This window comes from Micromonospora sp. CCTCC AA 2012012, assembly GCF_040499845.1.
Lineage (GTDB): Bacteria > Actinomycetota > Actinomycetes > Mycobacteriales > Micromonosporaceae > Micromonospora > Micromonospora mangrovi.
The window spans coordinates 6304908-6328727 of record NZ_CP159342.1 but is presented as its reverse complement, the minus strand read 5'-3'; the positions used below and the strand labels follow the sequence as shown (position 1 = coordinate 6328727).

Sequence of the window (23820 nt, the reverse complement as noted above, 5' to 3'; positions counted from 1 at the left end):
GGGGCTGCGATACTCGTCCGGATGCGAGGGTTTGTCAGACGGTGGTGCAACCGGCGGGTGCTCCGCACCGCGCTCGTGGTGGCCGCCGTCGGCGCGGTGCTGCTGGCCGGCGCGACCATCGGCAGCGTGCGCTGGATCCGTGACGGTGCCGCGGGGCACCTCTTCGCCGAGGCCGACGTGCCGGACGAGCCGGTCGCCCTGGTCCTGGGCACGAAGGTCGAGGCGGACGGCACGCCGTCACCGTTCCTCACCGGCCGGCTGGAGATCGCCCGGCGGCTCTTCACCGCCGGCCGGGTCCGCGCGATCCTGGTCTCCGGCGACAACATGCACGCCGGCTACAACGAGCCGGAGGCGATGCGGCGCTGGCTGCTCGACCACGGGCTGCCGGCGGAGAAGGTCGTGATGGACTACGCCGGCTTCGACACGTACGACTCGTGCGCGCGGGCCAGGCGGATCTTCGGGGTGGACCGGGCGACGGTGGTGACCCAGTCGTTCCACCTGCCCCGGGCGGTCGCGCTCTGCCGCCACCTGGGCATCGACGCGGTCGGCGTCGGCGACGACACCGCGCGCCGCTACGCCGAGCGGTGGCGGATCAGCTCCACCCGGGAGTACGGCGCCTGCGTGAAGGCGGCGGTGGACGTCCTCACCGGTCGCGATCCCGTCCACCTGGGCCGCCACGAGACCGGCGTCGAGGACGCGCTGCGCACCGGCTGACCCCGGGACCGCCGGAAAACCGGTTGGGCACCCGCCCGCCACCGGGCACGCTGCCCACATGATCGAACTGCGCACCCTCACCCCCGACGACTGGCCGACCTGGCGACACTTGCGCCTGGCGGCGCTCGCCGAGGCGCCCCACGCGTTCGGTTCCCGGCTCGCCGACTGGCAGGGCGACGGCGACCGCGAGGAGCGCTGGCGCGGCCGGCTCGGCATTCCCGGCTCGTACAACGTGGTCGCCCTGCTCGCGGGTGAACCCGTCGGCATGGCCAGCGGCGTGCCGACCGACGAGCCCGGGGTGGTGGAGCTGATCTCGATGTGGGTGGCACCGGCCGGGCGCGGCCGGGGCGTCGGCGACGAGTTGTTGCGGGACGTCGAACGCTGGGCCCGCCGGGTGGACGCCGAGGTGCTGCGCCTCTCCGTGGCGGACGGCAACGCCCCGGCGACGGCGCTCTACGAGCGGCACGGGCTGGCGTACACCGGGCAGGTCGGCGACCTGATGCCCGACGGCGTCCACCGCGAGCGGGTGATGGCGAAATCCCTCCGGTAATTGCGCTCGGGGCGCTTCCCCGACCCCGGCGTCAGCGGGTCAGCCGACGGGCGCACGGCCCGTCGTGGTCGGCCCGCAGCAGGCAGCGCCGGCCGCCGGGCAGCCGCAGGTCGCAGAAGACCCGATGGCGTACGCCCTGGTCGTCCTCGGCGGAGACGGTGGTCTCCCCCGGGTCGGCCACCGACAGCAGGCTCGCCCAGCGGGCCACCACCCGGGCCAGCCGTACCGCGCCGCCCAGGTCACCGGCGGCCACCGGCAGGTGTACGACGAACCGCTCCCGCTCGGCCGTCACCGGTAGTGCCCGGCGTTGACCCGCTGCTGCGCCTGCTCGGACTGCCAGCGCCGCAGCGCGTCCTTGATCCGGGCCGTCTCCTGCCGGCTGTCGCCGAGCGCCCGGTAGGCGGCGGTCAGCTCATCGGCGACCCGGTCGAGGAACTGGGCCACCTCGGCCGGGTCGAGGCCGCGCCGGCCGAGGCGGGTCGGCCGGAACCGTCGCTCCCGCACCTGCCAGGGCGTCAGCGGGACGTACGACGAGGAGCGGTAGGTGTTCCCCGGTCCCCGCTGCGCCCGCTCGTTCCGCCCTCGGCGTCGGCCTGGGCCTCGGAAAAAGGCACGCACGATCGCTCCACCTCTCTGCGTCGTCGGATGGAAGGGGTGGCCGCACCCACCCGCCGCGTGCGGGCCGACCACCCCGCCCCACCACCGCAGCTCCACTCAGCAGTACGGCAGCAGGGCTGCTCACACGCAGTCACGCGTTCGAGCGTTTCCACCCGAGCACTGACTGTCACTGCGACTATACGGCCAGGGGCTCAGGGGCACAACCAGACTTGCCCACAGGGGAACGAGGCTTATGCGCTATGGCCATCGATCCGCGGTCGCACACCCCGGTGTACGTGCAGCTCGCCGACTTCCTCCGCGAGCAGATCGAGGCAGGAGAGCTGCCGCCTGGCTCGGCCCTGCCAAGCGAAGCCCGCCTGACCCAGGAACACGGGATCGGCCGCGAGGCGGTCCGGATGGCGATCTCGCTGCTGCGCTCCGAGGGAATGGTCAACACCGTTCGCGGACACGGCAGCTATGTCCGCGAGACGCCGCAGCGCCGGGGGGTCGAGTTGCCGCCGGGCGCATCGGTCATTGCGCGGATGCCCAGCGGTGGCGAGCGCCGGGCGATGCAGCTCGACGAGGGCGTACCGGTGCTGGAGATCCGCGACGCAAAGGGCGACGTCGAGGTCCTGCCGGGCGACGAGGTCGAACTGACCCGCCCACCCACCGCCTGACCGTCCCTGACTGACAATCGGGCGGAGGCAGAGCGGAGGAAACAGGTGGACGCGATCGAGCCGGCGGACGTGGCGAAAGCAACCGAACGCGCGGAGGACAGCGAGGACGTGGCAGCCGCGCTCGCAGCGCTTGCCCGCATCGAGAGCGGCGACCGACCGATCGCACTGGGCGAACTCCGCGCTGAGCTGGGGCTGTGAGCGCGGGACAGGCCGGATCGGTAGGGTGCTCGCCATGATCGAGGACGCCGCATGCCGTTGACGAATCCGTGGCTGGCCGAGCCCACCCCGGCGAAGCGGCTCGATCGTGAACGGCTTGAAGAGCGCATTCTCAATCTGTTGTCGTCGCAGAACATGTGCGTGCTCGCGACCGCTGGTCCGGACGGGCCGCTGGCCACTCCGGTGCTCCGGTGCGGTACTTCTCGCTCGGGTTCGCGGTGCTGTTCACGGCCGCGCCGGGTTCTCCGAAGATGCGCAACATCGCTGCCGATCCACGGATCTCCGTCGGGATCTTCGCGCCGCTGATTGGGCTGGCCAGCAGCCGCGGGGCTCAACTCTTCGGAGCTGCCCGGGTGCTCGATCCGGGACATCCGGACCGTGCGCACTACTGGGAAGCGTTCCGATGGGAGAACGAGCACGCCGAGCGGGGGCGATTACTGTCCGAGCCACCCGAGGACACGCTGGTGGTCGTCGAGCCGGAGCGGATCGTTTACACCGAGCACTGGCTGCGACGTGAAGGGTTCGCGCTCCGCCAGTTCTGGCGTCGCTGACTGACCTGCCGGTGATCACGTCTGGGAAGCGGGCGACACCGAAAATCCCGAGGCGCTCTACCTCCACAATGGTCGAGACTGGCGCGATGGATCAGGTTCAACGGATCGTCGGGCTGGTGGAACGGGTGCTCGGTCCGGAGGTCGTCGGCAGCTACCTGCACGGCTCGTCCGTGCTCGGCGGCCTCAGACCGGCCAGCGACCTGGATGTCCTCGTCGTCACCCGGCGCGGCATGACCGACCAGGAACGGCGCGGCCTCCTCGACGGTCTCCTGAGACTCTCCGGCTCTCGCAACCAGGCCCGTCCCGTCGAGCTGACCGTGGTGGTCCAGTCCGAGGTATGCCCCTGGCGCTACCCGCCGACCGCCGACTTCGTCTACGGCGAGTGGCTGCGCGACGAGTTCGAGACCAACGGGCCACCCCAGCCGGAACCGATGCCCGACCTGGCCCTGCTGCTCACCATGACGCTGAAGGGCGATCATCCGCTCACCGGCCCGCCGCCGGCCCGCGTACTCGATGCGGTTCCGCACGCGGACTTCGTGCGGGCGACCGTGGCGGGCATTCCCGGCCTGCTCGACGACCTGGTCGGCGACACCCGCAACGTCCTGCTGACCTTCGCCCGCATCTGGACCACGATCGCCACCGGCGAGATCAGGTCCAAGGACGCCGCCGCGGACTGGGCGCTGGCCCACCTCCCGCCGGAGCACCGCCCCGTCCTGGAACACGCCCGGGACCTCTACCTCAACCGCACGTACTCCGAGGAGAGCTGGAGCGACGAGCTGATGGCCCGGGTGCGCCCGCACGTGGACCACGTCCTCGCCGAGATCGACCGCCTGCACCCGCGATGACACGGGAAGCCGTTGCGGGCCGGTCCTAGGGTCCGGCTGTGAGACGCCGACGGCCGGGCCGCACCCTCCTGCGGGTGTTCTCGGCGTTCGGCCTGGTCTTCGCGCTGACGCTCACGACGATCGCCATCTGGTCCGTCATGGACGAACGTCGGGGATCGGAGACAGTGGCCGACGTGCTGACCGTCGAGCATCGCGGAGCGAGGACCTTCCTGACGGTCCGGTTCACCACGGACCGGGGCGAGGTCTGTGAATCAGACCTGCGCGTCACGGTGGACGCGAATCGGACGGTGACCACCGGTCAGCCCGTTCGCGTCCACTACGCCGGGAACGACCCGTGCCTGCGGGTGCGTGAGGTCGGCGACCGGGGCGGGTGGTTCATCGTCCTCCCGGCGGTGGTGCTGCTGATCGCCTTCGCCGTCCTGACCCGCCTGGCGTGGCGCCGACCCCGACCTCGGCTCCCCCTCCGCTACGCGAACATGCCGTGACGAGTCGAGATGCCGGCTCAGTCGACTTCTTCCGGCGCTGGACGTGCTCGCTCCACTCGATGAACCGGTCGGCCTCCCCACTGCACGCGTCCGGCATCAGCTCGATCGCCTCGCGGGCGCGGGTCACGCCGGGCCCGGAGTACGGCAACCTCAGTCCCCCGTACTCGGCGAGGAACCGGCGGGCGACCGGGTGCAGCGGCGGGAAGCCGTCCGCGACGAGTTCCGCCTCCCCGCCCGCGATCTCGATCGTCCGGCCGGGACGCCACCCCGCTGCCTCCAGTGCCTGACGGGTCTGGTCGGCAAGGTCGCTCGTCCCTCTCACCGCACCGAACCTAGGTCACGTCCCGGGAGGCCGCTCTCTGCCCCTCGATACCCTCGCGCCGTGATGTCTGCTGATCAGGAAGGCTGGTCCTTCGCGACCGCACGGGTCCCGGCCCAGTTCGGCGCGGCGGTGCAGAGGCGTCAACCGGGTGTGCAGCACGCCTGGGGCGGCGAGGAGACCCTGTGCGGGCTCACCGAGGACCGGGTCGAGTTGTACCTGCACCTCTTCGACCACGAGGACGACTCGGCCTGCCCGACCTGCCGCCACCGGGCTGCCGTCGCCCCGACCCGACCCTGCGGACAGGAACGACTGCACGAACGGGTCCTGACGGCGGTGGCGGGACCGATGCGCGACGAACTGCTCGACGCGCTGCGCCGGGGGGCCGAGATCAAGCTGTGGATCAACGGCCCTGCCGCCTTACTGGCCAAGCACCACGCTCGACTGGACCGCATCGTCGAAGGGGCACCGCCCCTGGTCGCGGCGCTTGCCGTCGACGGGCCGATCGGACTTGCCAGGGTCGAGTTCGGACCGTGGCTGTTCATCGTCGTCATGCCCGACCACGGGCCTCCCCTGATCGCCCGCGCGGCGGCCGGGCGGTAGCCACGGCGGGGTGTCCCCTGCTTGAGGCCGGTTCACCTACCCTCGGCCTGGTGAAACCCGTGCCCTCGTCGGCGTCACTGGTCGAGGGTGTAGAAGACGGTCATGCGGGGCCACTCGCCGTACTCGTTTACCTCGTCATTGCTGTACATCAGGCCCACCACGTCGGCCGTGCCGTACTCGGCCAGGTCTTCGATCGACTTCGCCACGTGCCGCAACAGGGCCGGAACGTCGTCCTGCCCGTCACCGAGCGGCAGCCCGATCGAATAGTGGTAGCAGGACGAATCCCGATGGCCGTCGGCGGGCACGTCATCCTCCTCGTTCATGGGCCCGGAGGAACGCACCCGACGGGCGGGACGCGGAGCTGCGTCACGTCGCCCACCGTACCGGCCAGGTCCGGACGGCATGGCCCGCTGAGTACGCCGGCTCATGCGCAAGCCGTCCCGCCTCGACCAGGCTGGGCCGCATGACGACTCCGGCGACGACCGCCTCCGGGCGCCCCGGCGGCCCGCTGGTGGGGTGCCTGGTGCTGCTCTGGGTGGGCGGCCTGCTCGCGGTCGCCTGGTGGGTGTTCGGCATCGGCATGCACCAGTGGGCCGCCAACTACTCGGACGAGCCCACCGACGTCGACGGGCTCCGGCGGCAGGCGAACCACGCCCTGCTGATCGGGGTGCTGGTGGCGGCGGGTGGGCCCGCCGTGATCGCGGTCGTGGCGTACCGGCTGCGGCTGGTCCGTACCGCGATCGTCTTCCTGGTGCTGGCCGTTGTGCTCGCGATTCCCGGCCTGGTCGTCGCCGCCTCCGCCTACCGGAGCCTCACCCCGGCACCGGCCCCGCCCGGGCCACCGGGGCACTGCGTGGAGTTGAGCGGCGGCGACACCCGCTGCCCGGGCGGATAGCGAGTCAGTCCGGGGTGCCGCACGCGGCCGTGAGCGGGGCCAGCCGGCCCGTCGGATCGTGCAGGACTCGGCACCCGACGTGAACGACCCGACGGGCCACCACGTCGACCACCGATCGGACTTCCCGGGACCGTTCCACACGAGGGCCGCCCGGCAGAGGGCTCGCCGAGCGACCACAAAAAACCCTTTGACAGCACCGATAATCTGATCCTCCGTACTTTCGGCACGCCGTGAGTCGCGAGGGGGCCCCGCCCCTCTCACGACTCAGGAGCCGCAATGCGCCGGGCACCCGCCCTCCCCTTCCTCCTCGTCACCGTCTTCCTGGACATGCTCGGGCTCGGCCTGATCGTGCCGATCCTGCCGGCCCTGATGACGACCGTCACCGGGGACGCGGGCACCGCCGTCCTCTGGTCCGGCCTGCTCGGCTCCACCTACGGACTGCTCCAGTTCGTCGTCTCGCCGCTGCTCGGACGCCTCTCCGACCGGTACGGTCGACGACCCGTCCTGCTCGCGTCGCTGACCTGTCTCGGCGCCGACTGGCTGGCTCACGCGACGGCGTCCGGCCCCTGGACCCTCCTGGTGTTCCACGCTCTCGCGGGGGCGTGCGCGGGGACGTACACCGTGGTCAACGCGTACATCGCGGACGTCACGGCGCCGGAGTCGCGGGCGCGCGCCTACGGGCTGCTCGGTGCCGCGTTCGGGCTCGGCTTCGTCGCCGGTCCGACCATCGGCGGCCTGCTCGGCGCGGTCGACGTACGCCTGCCGTTCTTCGCCGCCGCCGCGCTCTCCCTGGCCAACGTCGCCTACGGCTGGTTCGTCCTGCCCGAGTCGCGGCCCGGCGACCGCACCACCCCGCTGAGCCTGCGGATGGCGAACCCGGTCGGCTCGCTCGCCGCCGTCCTGCGCCGGCCGGTGCTCGGGCGGCTCGCGTACGCCCGCTTCTGCGCCGACGTCGCCCGGATGACCCAGCAGTCGGTGTGGGCGTTCTTCCTGACGTACCGGTTCGCCTGGGACAGCACGCACGTCGGCGTCGTGATGGCCGCCGGGGCACTCGGCGGCGCGGCCTTCCAGGCCTGGGCCGTCGGCCCGGTCGTCCGCCGGTTCGGCGACAAGCGGGCCGCGGTGACCGGCAGCCTGGCCGGCGCCGCGTCGCTGCTGGGGACGGCGTTCGTCGCCGTGCCGTGGCTGCTCTACGTCCTCCTGGTGGTCGGCGTGCTCGGGTCGGTCGCCGGTGCGGCCACCCAGTCGTGGATCTCACGGGGCGTCGCGGACCACGAGCAGGGCACCGTGCAGGGGGCGCTGACCGGACTCGGCGCCGTCGCGGAGGCCGTCGTGCCGGTCGCGGCCGGCGCGGCGTTCGGCTGGCTGCTGGCGTACGGGTCACCAGGGTTGGTCTTCGTCGGCGCGGCGGCCTGCGCGGCCCTGTCGGCGCTGCTGCTGGCCGGGACGCCCGACCTCCGGCCGGTGGCACTCGGCTCGTCCGGGCGCGGCCACCAGCGATGATCAGCCGTCCTGCCGCACCTGCGCGGGCGCCACCGCCGTCCGGGCACGCCGGTCGCGCGGCGGTGGGCTCGTCAGCACCCGCAGCGGCGCCATCAGCCGGGTGGCCGCGCCCGGCCGGGTCCGGCCCAGCACCCGCGCCCGCAGCAGCGGCAGCCCGTCCCCCGCCAGCCGGTCGAACGCCCACGCGCGCCCGCTGATGCCGAGCAGCAGTTCGTCGGCCGAGCCGCGCACCAGCGCGCCGGAGCCGTACGTCCAGCCGGTGTCGGTGGCCACCAACCGCAGGCCGGCCAGCCGGTCGCCCATCGTGTAACCGGGTGACGGCTCCTGGGTCAGGTGCCGGAAGACCACCCGCAGCCGGTCCTCCGGGGTGTCGCGGCGGATGCCGAGCGGTACCCGTACGTCGAGGTCGTGCAGCAGCAGGTCGCTCAGGACCGGGTCGTAACCGGAGCGCGGGATCGTCGTCCGGGAGGCCGCGCCCCGGCGCAGCCGCGCGACGATCCGCTCGATCGGCAGGCGGGCGGCCCGCCGGGTCAGCAGCAGGTTGAAGCGGTCGAAGTCGGCGCCCGTGGTGACGATGGCGGTGTAGATCTTCAACTGGCCGAACCGCAGGTAGGTGGTCAGGTGGGCGGCCACGTCGTGCACCGTCCAGCCCGCGCAGAGGCTCGGCCGACGGAGCTGGTCGGCCGTGAGTCCGCTGAACAGGTCGGCCGCCCGGCGCCGCTCGTCGACGATCATGTCGAAGACGCGCATCCCGTCACGCTATCGACGGCGTGACGTGCGGACACCCTCCTGCGTGCGGTGCCGCCGCCGGCCCGAGCAGGCCCGGCAGCAACCGCTCGGCGTTGCGGGTGGTGAGACCGCGCCAGGTGTTCCCGGGCGGCTGCACGGCCCCGTCCACCGCGGCGATCTGCCCCAGCGCCCCGGCCAGCGGGGTCCAGCAGTAGTCGCTGCCGTAGAGCACCCGGTCGGCACCGAACGCCCGTACCAGGGCGGGGACGGCGTGCGGGAACGGTGTCCCGGCGATGTCGTACCAGAGGCCGGCGAGCTGCTCGGTGACCGGTGGACCGTCCGGCGCGCCGGCCAGGTGGCGGAAGAGCTGCATCCGGTCGGCGAGCAGGGGCAGCACCCCGCCGCTGTGCGAGAAGACCCAGCGGATCTCCGGGAAGCGGGTCAGGACGCCGCCGAACACCAGGTCGCTGGCGGCCCGCGCCGAGTCGAAGAGGAACTCCAGGATCGGGCTGGGCCGGTTGAGCGCCACCTGCGCGTTCTCCACCGACGACAGTGGATGCACGAACACGACCGCCCGGCGGCGGTTCAGCTCGGCATAGAGGTCGTCGTAGCGGCGGTCGCCCGGATAGACGCCGTGCGCGTTGCTCAGCAGCACCACACCGACCGCGCCGAGCTCGTCGAACGCGTGCCCCACCTCGGCCCGCGCGCCGGCCACGTCGGGCAGCGGCAGGGCGGCGAAAAAGGCGAACCGGCCCGGGTGACGGGCCACCACTTCGGCGGCGTACGTGTTGAGCCGGCGGGTCAGCGTTCGGGCCCGCGCGTCGTCGCCGAAATGGGTGCCGGGTGCCGAGACGGAGAGCACCGACGTACGAATTCCAGCCTTGTCCATAAGCGCGAGATGCTCCTCGGCGGACCAGGTGGCCCACGCCGGCATACCCTCCGGCAGGTGGTGTCCGGCCTGGGTCGCCGCCGCCACGTATTCCTCGGTGACGAAGTGGGAATGGACGTCGATCAGCTCATTCACGGCTACCCCCTCCGGCCGGCGATCGAGCCATCCGACCATTGACCGACCGTTTCGGTCAACGTTCCGCAGGCTTCGGCGCAGCGCATTTCCAGAGATGACGGTGAATCACGACGAGTGCATTCTGAACGACGATCACCCCTCGCCGCGAGGAGATTCCATTGTCTTCGGAAAGCGTTTCGGGCCCGGTTGCCATCGTCGGCATGGGCTGCCGCCTGCCCGGTGGTATCGGCTCGCCCGACCAGCTCTGGGACCTGCTCGCCGCCGAGCGGGACGTCATCGGCACGGTCCCCGACGACCGCTGGGCCGGGTACGCCGGCCGGGGGCCGGAACACGCCGCCGCGGTCCGCCGGGCCATCCGGGCCGGCGGCTACCTGGACGACGTCGCGGGCTTCGACGCCGACTTCTTCGGCATCTCCCCCCGCGAGGCCGAGCTGATGGACCCGCAGCAGCGGATCACGCTGGAGGTGGCGTGGGAGACGCTGGAGCACGCCGGCATCGCGCCGGGCGGGCTGGCCGCCTCCGACACCGCCGTCTTCATGGGCGTCTGCACCGACGACTACGGCCGTCGGCTGCTGGAGGACCTGCCCCGGCTGGAGGCGTGGAGCGGCATCGGCGCGTCGATGTGCGCGGTCGCGAACCGGGTCTCGCACGCGCTGGACCTGCGCGGCCCGAGTGTCACCCTGGACACCGCCTGCTCGGCGTCGCTGGTGGCGATCCACCAGGCGTGCCGCAGCCTCCAGGCCGGGGAGACCTCCCTGGCGTTGGCCGGCGGGGTGATGCTGGTGACCAGCCCCGGGTTCGCCCTGGCGTTGGAGGCGGCTGGCGCGCTGTCACCGGACGGCACGTCGCGGGCGTTCGACGCGGCGGCGAACGGCTACGTCCGCAGCGAGGGCTGCGCGATCCTGGCGCTCAAGCGGCTGGCCGACGCCGAACGCGACGGTGACCGGGTGCTGGCGGTGATCCGGGGCAGCGCGGTGTGCCAGGACGGCCGTACCAACGGCATCATGGCGCCGAGCGAGGAGGCGCAGTCCCGGCTGGTCCGGCTGGCCTGCCGGGACGCGGGCGTGACCCCGGCCGACCTCGGCTACGTGGAGGCGCACGGGACGGGCACCGGCGTCGGCGACCCGATCGAGATCCGCGCGCTGGCCGCGACGGCCGGCGCCGACCGTCCGGCGGGGCAGCCGTGCCTGATCGGCTCGGTGAAGACCAACGTGGGCCACCTGGAGGCGGCGTCCGGGGTGGTCGGGATCATGAAGACCGTGCTCGCCCTGCGGCACGGGGAGATTCCGGCGACGCTCTCCCGCACCGGCCTGAACCCGCACATCGACTGGGCGGACTCGGGACTGCGGGTGGTCACCCACGCCACCCCGTGGCCACGCGACCCGCGCAGCCCGCGCCTGGCCGGCATCGGCAACTACGGGTACGGCGGCACGCTGGCGCACGTCGTCGTCGCGGAACCGCCGGAGGCGACGCCCGAGCCGGTGGCACCGGCCCGTACGCCGATGGTCGTCCCGCTCTCCGGCACCTCGCCGGCAGCGCTGCGGGCCCAGGCCGCGGCCGTGGCGGCGGCGCTCACCGCCGACCCGGACCTGCCGGCGGTAGCCGCGGCGGCGACCCTGGCGCTGCGCCGGACCGCCCGGCAGAGCCGGTCCTGCCTGCTCGCCGCCGACCGGGACGAACTCGTCGCCCGCCTGCACGACGTGGCGGCCGGTCGCCCGGCGCCGGGCACCGTCGAGGAGTCCGTCGTCCGGGCCCCGGCCGGCCCGCACGCGGTCTGGGTGTTCTCCGGGCACGGCGCGCAGTGGAGCGGCATGGGCCGGGACCTGCTGCGTGACGAGCCGGCGCTGGGCGCGGTCTGCGACGAGGTCGACGCCGTCTTCCGGGCCGAGCTGGGCATCGGACCACGGCAGGCCATCGCCGACGGGGACTTCACCGACGTCGCCACCGCGCAGGCGATGACCTTCGTGCTCCAGGTCGGCCTGGCCCGGGTGTGGCAGTCGTACGGGCTGCGGCCGGCCGCGATCATCGGCCACTCGGTCGGGGAGATCGCCGCCGCCGTCGTCGCCGGGATGCTCGACCTGACCGACGCCGCCCGGCTGATCTGCCGCCGTTCGCTGCTGCTGCGCCGGGTCGCCGGCCGGGGCGCGATGGCGATGGTGGACCTGCCGTTCGCCGACACCGCCGACCGGGTGGCCGGGCTGGCCGGGGTGACCGCGGCCATCGCGGCGGCACCGAGGTCCACGGTGGTCAGTGGCGACGTCGCGGCGGTCGACGCCCTCGCCGCCCGGTGGGCCGCCGAGGGCCTCCTGGTCCGCCGGGTCGCCGCCGACGTGGCGTTCCACAGCGCCCAGATGGACCCGCTGCTGCCCGATCTCGCGGCGGTGCCGGTCTCGCCCCGCCCCGCGCAGCTGCCGGTCTACAGCACCGCGCTGGCGGACCCCCGCTCCGGCCGCAGCCGCGACGCCGCGTACTGGGCGGTGAACCTGCGTGAGCCGGTCCGCTTCGCGCAGGCCGTCGCCGCGGCCGCCGCCGACGGGCACCGGGTCTTCCTGGAGGTCTCCACGCACCCGGTGGTGGCGCACTCCGTGCTGGAGACGCTCGCCGCGAGCGGTGCGGACGACGGCGCGGTGGTGCCCACCCTCCGGCGCGGCGCCGGCGACCGGGCGACGCTGCTGACCCACCTGGGCCGGTTGCACTGCCTCGGCGTGCCGGTGGACTGGCACACGCTGCACCCCACGCCGGCCTGGGCGGACCTGCCGACCACCGTGTGGCAGCACCGGCGGTTCTGGGTCGACGAGGTGCCCCCGCCGGCCAGCGCCGGCCTGCGGCACGACGTGGAGAGCCACACCGTGCTCGGGCACCGGACCCGGGTGCAGGGGCCGGTGCCCGCGACGCTGTGGCAGACCCGGCTGGACGCGGAGAGCCGCCCCTATCCGGGCGGCCACCGGGTCCTCGGCACCGAGATCCTGCCCGCCGCGGTCGTGCTCACCACCTTCCTCGACGCGGCCGACGTCGGGCTGAGCGACGTCGCCCTGCGGGTGCCGGTGACCCTCTCCGCGGCGCGCGACGTGCAGGTGGTGGCGCAGGACGACGCGCTGACCCTCAGCTCCCGGCCGGTGGGTGAGCCGGACGACCACAGCTGGCACACCCACGCCACCGCGACCCGGGGCCCGGCCGGCGACGGACCACCGCCGACGGTCGGCCCGCCGGACGCCGGGGAGCCGCCGGAGCCGGAGGAGACGCGGGATCCCGACGCGGTGATGGCGCTGCTCGCCGAGATCGGGGTGGTCGGCATCGGGTTCCCCTGGCAGGTCCGCACGCTGCGGCGCGGCCCGGAGACGCTCACCTGCCGGATCGCCGCCGACCCGGACGGGCTGCTGCCCCGGGCGTCCTGGGCGTCGCTGCTCGACGGCGCGCTCTCCGCCGCCCCGATCCTCTTCCCCGGTGCCCCGCTGCTGCGCATGCCCGCCGACCTGGCCACGGTGACCGTGCACGGCGAGCCGCCCGCCGAGGCCACCGTCCGGATCCGGCTCGTCGACGTGCGGTGGACCGGCGACGTCGCCGACCAGGTCACCGTCGACATCACCGCCACCGGCCCGGACGGCGCCGGGCTGCGGCTGCGCGGAGTCCGGTTCGCCGCCGTCCAGCCCACCGCGGCGGAGACACCGGGCGCGGCGAACGACGACCTGGCCGGCCCGGACTGGTGGTCGCTGCCCGGTGAACTCCTCCCCGACCAGGTCGAATCCGTCGTCCGCGAGGTGGTCGCCGCCGAGCTGCGGCTGGGCCCGGACGGGCTGGACCGCCGCCGTCCCCTCTCCGACCTGGGCGTCGACTCGCTGCTGGGCCAGTCGATCTGCCTGCGGCTGGACCGCCGCTTCCCGGTGCCGCTGCCCAGCAGCCTGCTCTGGGACCGGCCCACCATCGGCGCGATCACCGCGTACCTGACCGAGCTGGTCGCCGCGGCGCGCGAGGAGGCTCCCGCGGCCGACCTGGCCGGGCGGGCGGCATGAGCACCCCGACGGGCAGCGCACACGAGAGGATGATGCGGCTGCTGCACGCCCCGGTGATCACCCAGGCCCTGGCGGTGGCCGCCGAGCTGCGCCTCGCGGACCTCGTCGCGGAGGGGCCGCGCGACGTGAAGGACCTCGCCGACGCCAGCGGGACCGACCCCGGCGCGCTGCACCGGGTGCTGCGCGCGCTGGCCGCCGAGGGGGTGTTCACCGAGACGGCGGCGGGGACGTTCGCGGCGACGCCGCTCTCCGACACGCTGCGCGGGGGCGCCGACTCGCTCCGCGACTGGGCGCGGCTGTGGGGACTGCCCGAACGGAACGCCGCGCTGGGCGCACTGCGGCACAGCGTGCGTACCGGCCAGCCGTCCTTCCCGCACCTGTACGGGACGAGCTGGTGGACGCATCTCGCAACCCACCCGGAGCAGGCCGCGATCTTCGCCGGGGCGATGGGTGACCTGTCCCGGCGGCTGCACGCCGCGACGCTCGACGCGTACGACCTGTCGGACGTCTCGCTCGTCGTGGACGTGGGCGGCGGGCACGGGCACCTGGTCGCCGAACTGCTGCGTCGCCATCCCCGGCTGCGGGCCGTACTGCTGGACCAGCCGGCCGTGGTGGCGCGGGCCGCGGCGGTGCTCGGACCGGCCGGCGTCGCGGACCGGGCGGAGACGGTCGGCGGGGACTTCTTCACCGCCGTCCCGCCCGGCGCGGACGTCTATCTGATGTCGATGATCCTGCACGACTGGGACGACGAGCGGGCCGCCACCCTGCTGGGCGCGGTACGCCGGGCGATGCGGGACGACAGCGTGCTGCTGGTGGTGGACGCGATCGTCCCGGCGGGCGACGTCCCGCACGACGGCAAGATCCGCGACCTGATCATGCTCACCCTGCACCCCGGTCGGGAACGCACCGAGGCCGAGTTCGCCGCCCTGTTCGCCGGGTCAGGACTGCGGCTGACCGAGACCCGGGAGGTCGGCGCGTCCACCGGCCTGCTGGTGGCGCGGCCCGCCGACTGACAGCCCGCCGGCCTTCAGCGGGCCGGGCCGCCGGGTAGCAGCCCGACGGCCTCGCCGAGCCAGGCCGCCGGGTCACCGCCGGTGAACCGGGGCGGCCGGGGCCGGTTGGACCAGACCGTCTCCGGCCGGCACTGCACCAGCACCGGGCCGGCGTCGGCCCCCTCCCCGACCACGAACTCCACGTCCTGCGGGGCGCCCTGGGCGCGTTCCAGCCGCTTGCCCAGCCCGGCCAGGGCGAGCACCTGCCCGTCGGTCAGGCACGGCACCGACCGGCGGGCCGGCTCGACGGGCGTGGCGGCGCCGCCGTGCCGGTACTCGATGCGCTTGTCGCCCGCCTCGAACCCGACGATCTCCAGCCCCACCTTGTCCACCACCCAGCGGTCCGGGGTCACCTCACCGCCGACCACCGCCAGCCCGAGCCCCCAGCTCGCCTCCACGACGATCCGCGACCGGTCGCCGGTCACCGGGCTGACCGTGAACATCACCCCCGCCGCGCGTGCCCGGACGACCCGCTGCACGACGACGGCCATCTCGATGGCGGCCGGGTGCCCGCCGCCGGCCCGCGCGTAGTCGCCGACCCGGGGCGCGAAGACCGCCTGCCAGCACCGGTGCACGTGCGCCACCACGGCGTCCGGGCCGGTCACGTCCAACCAGGACTCGAACCCGCCGGCGAAGCTGGCCGCCGCGCCGTCCTCGGCGGTGGCGCTGGAGCGGACCGCCACCGGGACCGGGGACGGGCCGCCGAGGGCGGCGTACGCGTCCCGGACGGCGTCGGCGACCGCGGCCGGCACCGGCGTCACGGCGGCCAGCCGGGCCAGCTCCGCGGCGGGCCGGCCGGCGTCCACGGCCGCGCGGAGGTCGCCGGAGCCGAGGAACGCACGGTAGGCGGCGGCGCCGAGCACGAAGCCCGGCGGCACCGCCACCCCCAGCCCGGCCAGCGCCGCCAGGCCGGCGGCCTTGCCGCCGAACTCCCGGGGGTCGCGGCACGCCGGGTCGTCCAGCCGCCGGACGTACGGGGTCACGTCGCCACCGCCGGGGCCCGCTCCAGCACGGTCACCGCGCCGGTCCGGCCGTCCAGCCGTACCCGGTCGCCGGTGCGCAGGGTGGTGGTGGCCGCGCCGGTGCCCACGACGGCGGGCAGCCCGTACTCGCGGCACACGATCGCGGCGTGGCTCATCAGCCCGCCGATGTCGGTGATGACGCCGCCCGCCACGGAGAACGCCGGCCCCCAGGACGGGGCGGTGATCGGGCAGACCAGGATCTCGCCCGGCCGCAGCCGGTCCAGCAGGCGTTCCGAGCGGAGCACCCGGACCGGTCCCTCCACCACACCGGGCGAGCCGCCGATGCCGGTCAGCTCGCCGGCGTCCGGGCCGGAGCGGCCCAGCCACGCCGCCACCTGCTCGTCGGTGATCCCGTAGTTCATGATCGCGAACGGGTCGGTGATCGTCTCCGGTGGCGTCCCGTACGCGGGCTCCGGCGCCGCCTCGCGCAGCGCGGCCACCACGCCCCGCCGTCGGCGCACCTCGGCCGCCCAGCGCCCGGCCCCGCGCGGCGGCACCCCGATCGCCCAGGACTGCGCGACGTCGTTGAGCACCTGCTCCAGCTCGAACCGGTGCAGATAGAAGACGTCGTCGCCCGCCTCGGCGAAGCCCGACGTCACCAGGAAGTCGCCCAGCTCGCGCATCCGGTCCCAGAAGACCGCGTGCGCCCAGTGCTCGACATAGATGTTGTGCTCCTCGATGTACGGGAAGACCGTCCGGGCCAGGTGGAGCAGGTCGTCGAACTGGGCGGCCTCCTCCTCGGTGAGCAGGGCGCGGTACTCGGCGACCAGCTCGTCGCGTTCGGCCCGCAGCCGGGCCACCGGCCGGTCGATCTCCGCGCCCTCGCGCAGCCGCGCCACGTACCGGGCGATGCCGGTCATCGGGATGGACGGGTTGCTGAGCCAGGTGTCCTGGTCGTGGGTGAACCCGTACTCGGCGAAGTAGGAGAACCACGGGTCCTGGGCCTTCTCGTACGCGGCCAGCCAGGCCCGCCCCGGCTCGGTGCCGGCCAGCGCCGCCCGCGACCGGTCCACGTCGGTGCCGTCGACCAGGTCGTCGACGCCCAGTTCGCAGGCGAGCCGGGCGAGGCGGCGCAGCTCGTCGTCCGGGCGGAACGCGATCACGTCGATCCCGGCGACCATCCGGGCGATCACCTGGTCCGGGATCTCCGGGAAGGCCTGCCGGCAGAACTGGAAGAAGACGATGTAGCCGCCGTAGCCGAGGTTGAGGAACTCGAAGTGCCGCTGCCAGACCAGGAACAGGTCGTCGATCACCCGGCGGAAGTCGGCCAGCAGCTGCCAGCCGGCGGAGCGCCCGCGCGCCTCGGTGACCGTCTCCATCGGCTCGAACTCCGGCAGCGCCGGGAACCGGACCCCGCGCATGTCCTCGACCAGCCCCTGCACGGCGTTCTTCCAGCGCTCGTAGAGCTCGTCCCAGTTGCGGTAGTAGTGCCCGGCGCGGGCCTGGAACAGCTCGGTACGCCGGGCCACCTCGGCCGGGTCGGTGACCGGCACCGGGGCGATGTAGACGTAGCCGTGCTGCACCCGCAGGTCCAGCCCGAGCGAGCCGGGCAGCGCGAAGATCCGGGTGCTGTTCTGCCCGGCCCCCAGGTACGCCGCCTCGGCGATCACGCTGCCCAGCGGGTAGCACCCGCGCGACCAGTGCATGGTGTCGGCGAACCAGAGCCGGCCCTGCTCCTGCTCCCGGGTCTCGGCGGCCGGGACGAGATAGTAGGGGTACATCGACTCCCAGCCCTCGCCCCCGGCCGGCGCCGGCACCTCCTCGAAGAAGGGGAACCGGCGCGCTCCGGCCGTCACCGGGCACCACCGGTGACCGGGACCGGCGCCCAGTGCTCCCCGGCGGCGAGTTCCTCGTCGAGCCGCTCGATCAGCGCCCGGTCGATCTCGCGGATGTCGCCGACCATGTGCCGGACCCCGGTCTGCTCCATCTCGGCCCGCTGGAAGTTGTGCGGCATGCTCGCCGGTACGCCGAGGAAACCGGCACCGAGGGCCTTGGTGACCTCGGCGACCCGGTTGATGTCGTCGACGAAGAGCACCTCGTCGTAGCGGTAGCCGAAGAAGTCCTCGACGATCTCCTTGACCCCGGGACGGAAGTTGTTCACGTCCACGTACGGCTGGTCGGCGTCGAAGTAGCGGGCGTAGCGGCCGAGGTAGCGGTCGAAGGTGTACTCCCGGTGCCGGCCGCCGTAGCAGGTGATCCGGACACCGGTGTCGCGGAGCATCGCCAGCAGCTCCTCGACGCCGGGCATGACCTCCACCGGGTGCGTCGCGAGGTAGTCGTCGCGCTCGCGGAAGAACGCCGCGATGGTGTCCTTCGCCGACCAGGGCAGCCGGCAGGCCAGCGCCATGTTCTGCCCCGCGGCGAGCTGCGGCGAGCCCCAGACGCCGCGCTCCACCGCGGCGGTGTACTCGCCTCCGTGCCGGGTGACGAAGCGCTCGATCACCGGGCTGTAGGTGTCGTTCAGCAGGACTCCGTCGCTGTCCAGGGCGACGAGTCGGATCTTCTTCATGGCTGCCGTCTCCTTCGGGCGGGGGTGGTCACGTCGCGGTGAGCACGAGCGCGGCGTTGTGACCGCCGAAACCCATCGACATGCTCACCGCGACGTCGATGGGGAGGTCGCGGGGCACGCCCGCGACGACGTCGAGGTCCAGTTCGGGCGCGAGGTGCGTGAGGTTGGCGGTGGGCGGTGCGGTGCCGGCGCCGACCGCGAGGGCGGTGTACGCCGCCTCGATGGCCCCCGCCGCGGCCAGCGGGTGACCCGTCACGCCCTTGGTGGAGGTGACCGCCGCCCGCGCGCCGAGCACCCGGCGCAGCATCCGGCCCTCGACCACGTCGCCGAGCGGCGTGGAGGTGCCGTGCGCGTTGACGTGGTCGACGTCCGTGCCGTCGACGCCCGCGTCCCGCAGCGCCTCCCGCAGGGCCCGCTCGATGCCCTCGCCGCCGGGGGCCGGGCTGGTGACGTGGTGCGCGTCCGTCGACGCGCCGTAGCCGCCGACCAGGACGCGGGGACGCCGTCCCCGGGCCCGGGCGTCGGCGGCCCGTTCCAGCACCAGCGCGCCCGCGCCCTCGGCTGGCACGAAGCCGTCGCGGTCCCGGTCGAACGGCCGGGACGCCTCCGCGGGGGCGTCGGCCCGGCCGGAGAGCGCCCCCATCCGGGCCAGGCCGGTGACGACCAGCGGGGTGAGGGCGGCCTCGGCGGCACCGGCCACCACGATGTCGCAGTCGCCGCGCCGCAGCAGTTCCCGGCCGGTCCCGACGGCGGTGGCGCCGGACGCGCAGGCGGTCGCCGTCACCTGGCTCGGGCCGCGTGCGCCGATGTCGATGGCGAGCTGCCCGGCGACCATGTTGACCAGGTGCATCGGGATGGTCAGCGGGGACACCGCCCGGGGGCCCCGACCGGCCAGCGCCTCGTACGCCGACTCGTACGACTCCACGCCCCCGAAGGAGGTGCCGAAGACCACGGCGACGCGGGCCCCGTCCCAGGTGCGCGGGTCCCAGCCGGCGTCGGCGACCGCCTCCCGGACCGCCACCACGGCGAGCTGGGTGTAACGGGCCAGTTGCCGGGCCGCGAAGCCGCCGAGCAGCGCGTCCGGGTCGAAGTCGGGGACCCGGCAGCTGAAGGCGACCGGGCAGTCGCGCAACCGGTCGTCCGGGGCGGCGGTGGAGACGCCGGAGAGCACCCGCCGCCAGTTCGCGGCGACGCCGATCCCGGCCGGGGTGACCAGCCCGAGACCGGTGACGGCGACCTCGGCGGCGGGGCGGCTCACGGCACCGCGCCCTTGGCGGCCAGCAGGTCGGCCGCGGCGGCGAGCGTCATCGTCTCGGCCAGCTCGCCGTCCTTGAGGGCGACGCCGAACCGCTGGTCGAGGACCAGCGCCAGCTCGACGATGACCAGCGAGTCGAAGCCGAGATCGGTGAAACTCGTCTCCTGCGTGATCGCTCCGGGCGGTATCCGGAACTCCTCGACCAGCGTCCGGGTGATCCGGTCCTGGATGGAACTCATCATCGACCTCCTCGTCAGGGTGCGCAGCGGTCCGGCGCGACGGCCGAGGCGCCGGGCAGTTCCGGCCAGCGCAGGGCGGCCGAGCCCCAGGTGAGCCCGCCGCCGAAGGCGGACAGCACGACGCGCTGCCCGGCCCGCAGCGTCCCGTCGGCCTGCCCGTCGCGCAGCGCGAGCGGGATGGACGCGGCGACGGTGTTGCCGACCGCCGCGATGTTCGACACGAACCGGTCGCCCGGCACGTCCATCTCCCGGGCGACCGCGGCGAGGATGCGTGCGTTCGCCTGGTGCAGCACCCACCGGTCGACCTCGCCGGTCGGCCAGCCGACCAGGTCGGCGGCGCGCGCGGCGGACGCCGACATGCGCCGTACCGCCTGGGCGAAGACGGCCCGGCCCTGCATCCGGAACCAGGTGTCCTGCTCCTTGACCGGCAGCCCGGCGGAGCGCTGCCGGGAGCCGCCGCCCGGAATCTCGATGAGGTCGCGACGGGCGCCGTCGCTGCCCAGGTCGAACCCGCCCAGCGCCCCCGGCTCGTCGGGCGTGCCGGCGCGCAGCAGCACCGCGCCCGCGCCGTCGCCGAAGAGCGGCCGGGTGGTCAGGTCGTCGGGGTCGAGGACGGTGGTGAAGGCGTCGGCGCCGATCACCAGCACGCTGCCGGCCACGCCCGCGGCGATCAGCCCGGCACCGGTGGCGAGCGCGTAGACGAAGCCGGTGCAGACCGCGTTCACGTCGACGGCGGCCACCGTGTCCAGGCCGAGGCGGTACGCCACGTCCGGCGCGATCGCCGGGCTGAGCCGGTCCGGGGTGTTGGTGGCGACGACGACCGCGCCGGCCCGGTCCGCCCCAGCACAGCTCAGGGCCCGCCGCCCCGCCTCGACGGCCAGGTCGCTGGTGGCGGAGCCCGGCGTGAGCACGTGCCGGCGCTCGATGCCGGTGCGGCTGCGGATCCACTCCGGATCCCGGTCCCACCACGACGCCAGCTCGTCGTTGGGCAGCACGGTGGGCGGCAGGTACGCCCCCAGGCCGGTCAGGACCGCGGCGCGGGACACGTCCGCCTCCCCCGGGGCGACAGCGGTGCGGTCATCGTGATCCGGGCCGTGGCGACCACCGCGCCGGCCTGCGTGAAGGTGATCCGCACCGGGTCGTCGCCGGGCGGCCGGTCGGCGACCAGGACGAGCGGCGGGCCCAGCTCCGCGTAGTCGACGAAGGTCGCCGTCAGGGCGGTCAGCACGGTGCGGTCGGCGGCCGGGCCGCCCCAGGCGGCCGTCGCCAGCGCCGCGACCTGTCGGGCCGCCTCCATCAGCACCATCGCCGGCACGTGGTCCTGGGCGTGGTCGAAGAGGCTGGGGTTCTCCACCGGCACCCGCAGCACGGCGGTGACCGTGCCGTCCGTCGTCGCGACGTCCTGCAACAGCGTGTCGGTGGCGCGCAGGCGGCCGACCCGGGCCGGGTCGACCGGGTGGCCGGGGGTCGGCGCGAGGTCGTCGGAGCTGGGCAGGCCGCCGGGGTGCTTGCGGCGGCGCAGCATCCGGTACGCGGCGGCGCTCGGATGGTCGACGTCCATCCGGACGGCGCCCAGCCGGTCGTCACCGGCCCGCAGTTCCAGGTCGTACGTCATCCCGCGCAACCGGTCGCCGACCCGGCGCGCGCCGCTGGTGGTGCCGGTCAGCCGCACCTCCGCCCCCGCCGGCGCCGCCGGGTCGAAGGTGGCGGACCAGGTACGCAGCACGAACCGCGCGTCCGTGTCGACGCCGTAGAAGGCGTGCGCCGCGTACGTCTCGGCCTGCCGGGCGCACTCCAGCAGCAGCAGCGGGTCCCGGTCCCGGCTGGGACCGGTGTGCCCCCGGTAGTGCGGGTGCGCGGCCGGCAGCAGCGCCACGGCCTCGAAGGAGGACGGGCCGGTCGCCACCGCGCCCCGGAGGAACGCCTCCTCCGGATGCACCCGGTGCAGCAGCAGCCGGTCCACCCGGGGTGGTCCCTCGTCGACGACGGACATCCTCTGTCTCCCCTCGGCCTCAGGACGCGGACAGGATCGGCTGCGCGAACGCGTCGGCACCCAGCACCACGGCGAGCAGGTCACCGGCGGCGGCGCCCCCCGTGCGGCCGAGCATCGAGGTGACCAGGCGGTACGGGTCCACGTACGGGAGCCGTCCGGCCAGTGCGGCCAGCGCGACGGGATCGGCGGCGCCGACGCCCCCGGCGAGCAGCCGCTCGGCGCGGCGCAGCCAGCGGTCGAGCTGCCGCCGGTCGAACGACTCGCGGGCGGTGCGGCCCAGCCCGGCGATCAGATAGAGCCGCAGCCCGAGGGCGAACACCGGTCCGTCGGCGGCGGCCCGCGCGGCCAGCGCGTCGACGGTGTACGCGTGCCAGCCGCCGTACCGGGTGGCGCGGGCGGTCCCGTCCAGCGGCACCCGGGGGAACTCGATCCGCGACACCGGGGTGCCGAGCCGGGTCAGCACGTACGCCAGGGTCCGGTAGTCGGTGCGGATCTCCACGTCGTGCGGCAGCACCACGTGGTCGTGGCCGGCGCGCAGCGGCAGCAGCTCGGCCAGCGTGGAGGCGAGATAGTTGGCGTGCCCGTCCGCGCCGACGAGTGTGCGCAGCGGCAGACCGGCCGGGGTGGCGTCGAGATAGACCGGCGCGCCGAAGGGCCGGCCGTCCACGCAGAGCCCGTGCCGCAGCAGCAGGTCGATCAGCTCGTCCAGCGGCATCGGCGTCGGCCCGGGCGCCTCCATCGGGTCGGTGAGCGCCAGCCGCCGGTAGTGGTCGTGCCACAGGTCGACGACCCGCCGGCTGACCGGGTGGACCCAGCCGGCTGCGGCCCGCCGGACCAGCGGCTCCAGCCGGGCGTACGGGACGCGCTCGGCGCGCTGGAACTCGCCGTACGCGTCGCCGATCCGCTCCTCGCTCCAGTCGTCGTACGAGGTGCCGGGGTGGCGCCGGTCGAGGAACTCCCAGAACCCCGCGATCTGGCGGCTGCCGGCGTGCGCGAGCGGCCGGTAGAGGAAGGTGACGTCGGTCAGCGTCGACGTGGCGCGGTGCAGGACGTCCACCGACAGGAGCAGCTTCAGGTGGGACGGGGTCAGCGGCTTGGTGGGGCTGACCGTGACCGGGGCGAGGAGCAGCCGCCCGGGCGGTGCCCCGGCGCCGCTCACCGGACTGCCTCGGCCCGGGCGAGTGCCGCGCGCACCCGGGCGATCGCGTCCTCCGCCTCGCGGATGCTGCAGTGGCCGGGGGCGGCGATGAAGGCCCGGCCGCTGTTCACCTTGCCGACCCGGGGCACCAGCCAGGTGTGGAAGTGCTCGGCGCCCTCCATGCAGGAGAAGACGTGCACCCGGGGGGCGTCCATCGCCTCCTTGAGCGGCCCGACGAAGCGCTGGATCAGCGGGCCGATGGTGGCGGCCTCGTGCGGGGTCATCTCGGCGTGGTCGAGGAAGTGCCGGTGCGACTCGATCAGCAGCGTCCCGGCGGGCCAGTACGGGGTGGGCCCGTGCCCGACCCGCCAGCAGCCGTCGTCGAGCAGGTAGCCGCCCGGCGGGGAGGTGTACCCGCCGTACGCGGGCAGCGTCCCGCCCCGGTACTTCACGCAGATCAGGCACTCGTGCTCCTGGGCCGGGTGGGCGCTGAGCAGCCGGCTGAACGGGTCGCGGAACTGGGCCAGGGGTTCCAGCTGGGCGTGCCGCATGTACCAGTCGTCGAGGGCGGCGGCCTCGGCGACCGGGTCGCCCGCCACCGGCGCCTCCGGGTTGGCGGCCCGCTCGCGGGCCTCCTGCTCGTCGAGCGCGCCGAGCGCGGCGATGTCGGACCACGACCCGCCGCGGATCCGGACGTGCCGCGCGATCGCGTCCTGCAACTGCGGCACCTGGGATTCCCAGAGCAGCCGGAGGCGGGCCTGGAGGCCGGGCTCGTCCGGGCCGGCGGTCTCCTCGGCGGCGACCGCCTGGCGGCACGCCTCCGACAGGTCGCGCAGCCGCAGGGACACCTCGAGGCGGGCCAGGTCGGACTCGGTGAAGTTGGTGATGTCCACG

Annotated in this window: 26 protein-coding genes and 1 pseudogene; 12 read left to right on the top strand and 15 right to left on the bottom strand. The window is 74.4% G+C overall.

Annotation, left to right across the window (positions count from 1 at the left end; all coding sequences use genetic code 11):
- Positions 1-21 precede the first annotated feature (21 nt).
- Together ABUL08_RS28695 and ABUL08_RS28690 are read left to right on the top strand one after the other, a co-directional pair.
- On the top strand, positions 22-714 hold the full coding sequence (locus ABUL08_RS28695) for a SanA/YdcF family protein (RefSeq protein WP_350933167.1): 693 nt from the start codon (positions 22-24) through the stop codon (positions 712-714).
- A gap of 58 nt (positions 715-772) precedes the next feature.
- Entirely contained in the window at positions 773-1264 is a 492-nt protein-coding gene (locus ABUL08_RS28690; RefSeq protein ID WP_350933166.1) for a GNAT family N-acetyltransferase, read from the top strand.
- A gap of 31 nt (positions 1265-1295) precedes the next feature.
- Here the strand turns inward: ABUL08_RS28690 and ABUL08_RS28685 are convergent, their stop codons facing one another.
- Together ABUL08_RS28685 and ABUL08_RS28680 are read right to left on the bottom strand one after the other, a co-directional pair.
- The gene (locus ABUL08_RS28685) at positions 1296-1556 is read right to left on the bottom strand and encodes a hypothetical protein (RefSeq protein WP_350933164.1); all 261 of its coding nucleotides are present in this window, start codon (positions 1554-1556) and stop codon (positions 1296-1298) included.
- Positions 1553-1882 (bottom strand): DivIVA domain-containing protein, encoded by a 330-nt coding sequence (locus tag ABUL08_RS28680; protein ID WP_350933163.1) that lies wholly within the window; start codon positions 1880-1882, stop codon positions 1553-1555. The genes ABUL08_RS28685 and ABUL08_RS28680 overlap by 4 nt, the downstream gene beginning before the upstream one ends.
- 239 nt (positions 1883-2121) lie before the next feature.
- Between ABUL08_RS28680 and ABUL08_RS28675 the strand changes: the two genes are divergently transcribed.
- The 5 genes and pseudogenes from ABUL08_RS28675 (at position 2122) to ABUL08_RS28655 (ending at position 4635) form a co-directional block, all read left to right on the top strand.
- On the top strand, positions 2122-2538 hold the full coding sequence (locus ABUL08_RS28675; RefSeq protein WP_350933162.1) for a GntR family transcriptional regulator: 417 nt from the start codon (positions 2122-2124) through the stop codon (positions 2536-2538).
- A 45-nt stretch (positions 2539-2583) separates the two neighbouring features.
- A complete protein-coding gene (locus ABUL08_RS28670; RefSeq protein ID WP_350933160.1) occupies positions 2584-2736 on the top strand; it encodes a hypothetical protein in 153 nt (50 codons plus the stop codon).
- 51 nt (positions 2737-2787) lie between these two features.
- Positions 2788-3305: pseudogene (locus tag ABUL08_RS28665) on the top strand (pyridoxamine 5'-phosphate oxidase family protein).
- Between the two features lie 68 nt (positions 3306-3373).
- The gene (locus tag ABUL08_RS28660) at positions 3374-4150 is read left to right on the top strand and encodes an aminoglycoside adenylyltransferase family protein (RefSeq protein WP_350933159.1); all 777 of its coding nucleotides are present in this window, start codon (positions 3374-3376) and stop codon (positions 4148-4150) included.
- A gap of 38 nt (positions 4151-4188) precedes the next feature.
- Positions 4189-4635, top strand: coding sequence for a DUF3592 domain-containing protein (locus ABUL08_RS28655; protein WP_350933158.1), 447 nt, complete (start codon positions 4189-4191; stop codon positions 4633-4635).
- Here the strand turns inward: ABUL08_RS28655 and ABUL08_RS28650 are convergent.
- Entirely contained in the window at positions 4526-4957 is a 432-nt protein-coding gene (locus tag ABUL08_RS28650) for an SUKH-3 domain-containing protein (RefSeq protein WP_350933157.1), read from the bottom strand. The two genes, ABUL08_RS28655 and ABUL08_RS28650, sit on opposite strands and share 110 nt — an antisense overlap.
- Positions 4958-5020: 63 nt before the next feature.
- Between ABUL08_RS28650 and ABUL08_RS28645 the strand changes: the two genes are divergently transcribed.
- Positions 5021-5557: a hypothetical protein gene (locus tag ABUL08_RS28645; RefSeq protein ID WP_350933155.1), complete on the top strand. Its 537-nt coding sequence runs from the start codon at positions 5021-5023 to the stop codon at positions 5555-5557.
- Between the two features lie 74 nt (positions 5558-5631).
- Here ABUL08_RS28645 and ABUL08_RS28640 read toward each other — a convergent pair whose 3' ends face one another.
- Positions 5632-5880, bottom strand: a complete 249-nt coding sequence (locus ABUL08_RS28640; RefSeq protein ID WP_350933154.1) for a hypothetical protein — start codon at positions 5878-5880, stop codon at positions 5632-5634.
- Between the two features lie 140 nt (positions 5881-6020).
- Here ABUL08_RS28640 and ABUL08_RS28635 point away from each other — a divergent pair, with 140 nt between their 5' ends.
- Positions 6021-6452, top strand: coding sequence for a DUF6234 family protein (locus tag ABUL08_RS28635; RefSeq protein ID WP_350933153.1), 432 nt, complete (start codon positions 6021-6023; stop codon positions 6450-6452).
- 276 nt (positions 6453-6728) lie between these two features.
- Positions 6729-7955 (top strand): MFS transporter, encoded by a 1227-nt coding sequence (locus ABUL08_RS28630; RefSeq protein WP_350933152.1) that lies wholly within the window; start codon positions 6729-6731, stop codon positions 7953-7955.
- Here the strand turns inward: ABUL08_RS28630 and ABUL08_RS28625 are convergent, their stop codons facing one another.
- Entirely contained in the window at positions 7956-8705 is a 750-nt protein-coding gene (locus tag ABUL08_RS28625; protein ID WP_350933151.1) for a maleylpyruvate isomerase family mycothiol-dependent enzyme, read from the bottom strand. It lies immediately after the preceding gene.
- Between the two features lie 4 nt (positions 8706-8709).
- Positions 8710-9708, bottom strand: coding sequence for an amidohydrolase family protein (locus ABUL08_RS28620; protein ID WP_350933150.1), 999 nt, complete (start codon positions 9706-9708; stop codon positions 8710-8712).
- Between the two features lie 158 nt (positions 9709-9866).
- On the opposite strand from ABUL08_RS28620, the gene ABUL08_RS28615 reads away from it, so the two are divergent.
- Both ABUL08_RS28615 and ABUL08_RS28610 read left to right on the top strand, forming a co-directional pair.
- The gene (locus ABUL08_RS28615; RefSeq protein ID WP_350933149.1) at positions 9867-13718 is read left to right on the top strand and encodes a type I polyketide synthase; all 3852 of its coding nucleotides are present in this window, start codon (positions 9867-9869) and stop codon (positions 13716-13718) included.
- Positions 13715-14731: a methyltransferase gene (locus ABUL08_RS28610; RefSeq protein ID WP_350933148.1), complete on the top strand. Its 1017-nt coding sequence runs from the start codon at positions 13715-13717 to the stop codon at positions 14729-14731. The genes ABUL08_RS28615 and ABUL08_RS28610 overlap by 4 nt, the downstream gene beginning before the upstream one ends.
- 14 nt (positions 14732-14745) lie before the next feature.
- On the opposite strand, the gene ABUL08_RS28605 is transcribed toward ABUL08_RS28610, so the two are convergent.
- Genes ABUL08_RS28605 through ABUL08_RS28565 form a run of 9 tightly spaced genes read right to left on the bottom strand, consistent with a single transcriptional unit; the run spans position 14746 to position 23819 of the window.
- The gene (locus ABUL08_RS28605) at positions 14746-15753 is read right to left on the bottom strand and encodes a PEP/pyruvate-binding domain-containing protein (protein ID WP_350933146.1); all 1008 of its coding nucleotides are present in this window, start codon (positions 15751-15753) and stop codon (positions 14746-14748) included.
- The gene (locus ABUL08_RS28600; RefSeq protein ID WP_350933145.1) at positions 15750-17588 is read right to left on the bottom strand and encodes a PEP-utilizing enzyme; all 1839 of its coding nucleotides are present in this window, start codon (positions 17586-17588) and stop codon (positions 15750-15752) included. The genes ABUL08_RS28605 and ABUL08_RS28600 overlap by 4 nt, the downstream gene beginning before the upstream one ends.
- Positions 17585-18301, bottom strand: a complete 717-nt coding sequence (locus tag ABUL08_RS28595; protein ID WP_350933144.1) for an HAD family hydrolase — start codon at positions 18299-18301, stop codon at positions 17585-17587. Before ABUL08_RS28595 ends, ABUL08_RS28600 begins: the two co-directional genes overlap by 4 nt.
- Before the next feature lie 28 nt (positions 18302-18329).
- The gene (locus ABUL08_RS28590) at positions 18330-19559 is read right to left on the bottom strand and encodes a beta-ketoacyl-[acyl-carrier-protein] synthase family protein (RefSeq protein ID WP_350933143.1); all 1230 of its coding nucleotides are present in this window, start codon (positions 19557-19559) and stop codon (positions 18330-18332) included.
- Positions 19556-19795 carry an acyl carrier protein gene (locus ABUL08_RS28585; protein WP_350933142.1) on the bottom strand — a complete coding sequence of 80 codons (240 nt, stop codon included), beginning with the start codon at positions 19793-19795 and terminating at the stop codon, positions 19556-19558. Before ABUL08_RS28585 ends, ABUL08_RS28590 begins: the two co-directional genes overlap by 4 nt.
- Before the next feature lie 14 nt (positions 19796-19809).
- Positions 19810-20841, bottom strand: a complete 1032-nt coding sequence (locus ABUL08_RS28580) for a beta-ketoacyl-ACP synthase III (RefSeq protein ID WP_350933140.1) — start codon at positions 20839-20841, stop codon at positions 19810-19812.
- A complete protein-coding gene (locus ABUL08_RS28575) occupies positions 20820-21788 on the bottom strand; it encodes an AfsA-related hotdog domain-containing protein (protein WP_350933139.1) in 969 nt (322 codons plus the stop codon). Before ABUL08_RS28575 ends, ABUL08_RS28580 begins: the two co-directional genes overlap by 22 nt.
- Positions 21789-21807: 19 nt before the next feature.
- Entirely contained in the window at positions 21808-22947 is a 1140-nt protein-coding gene (locus ABUL08_RS28570) for a hypothetical protein (protein WP_350933138.1), read from the bottom strand.
- Positions 22944-23819 (bottom strand): hypothetical protein, encoded by an 876-nt coding sequence (locus tag ABUL08_RS28565; protein ID WP_350933137.1) that lies wholly within the window; start codon positions 23817-23819, stop codon positions 22944-22946. The genes ABUL08_RS28570 and ABUL08_RS28565 overlap by 4 nt, the downstream gene beginning before the upstream one ends.
- Position 23820: the final 1 nt, after the last annotated feature.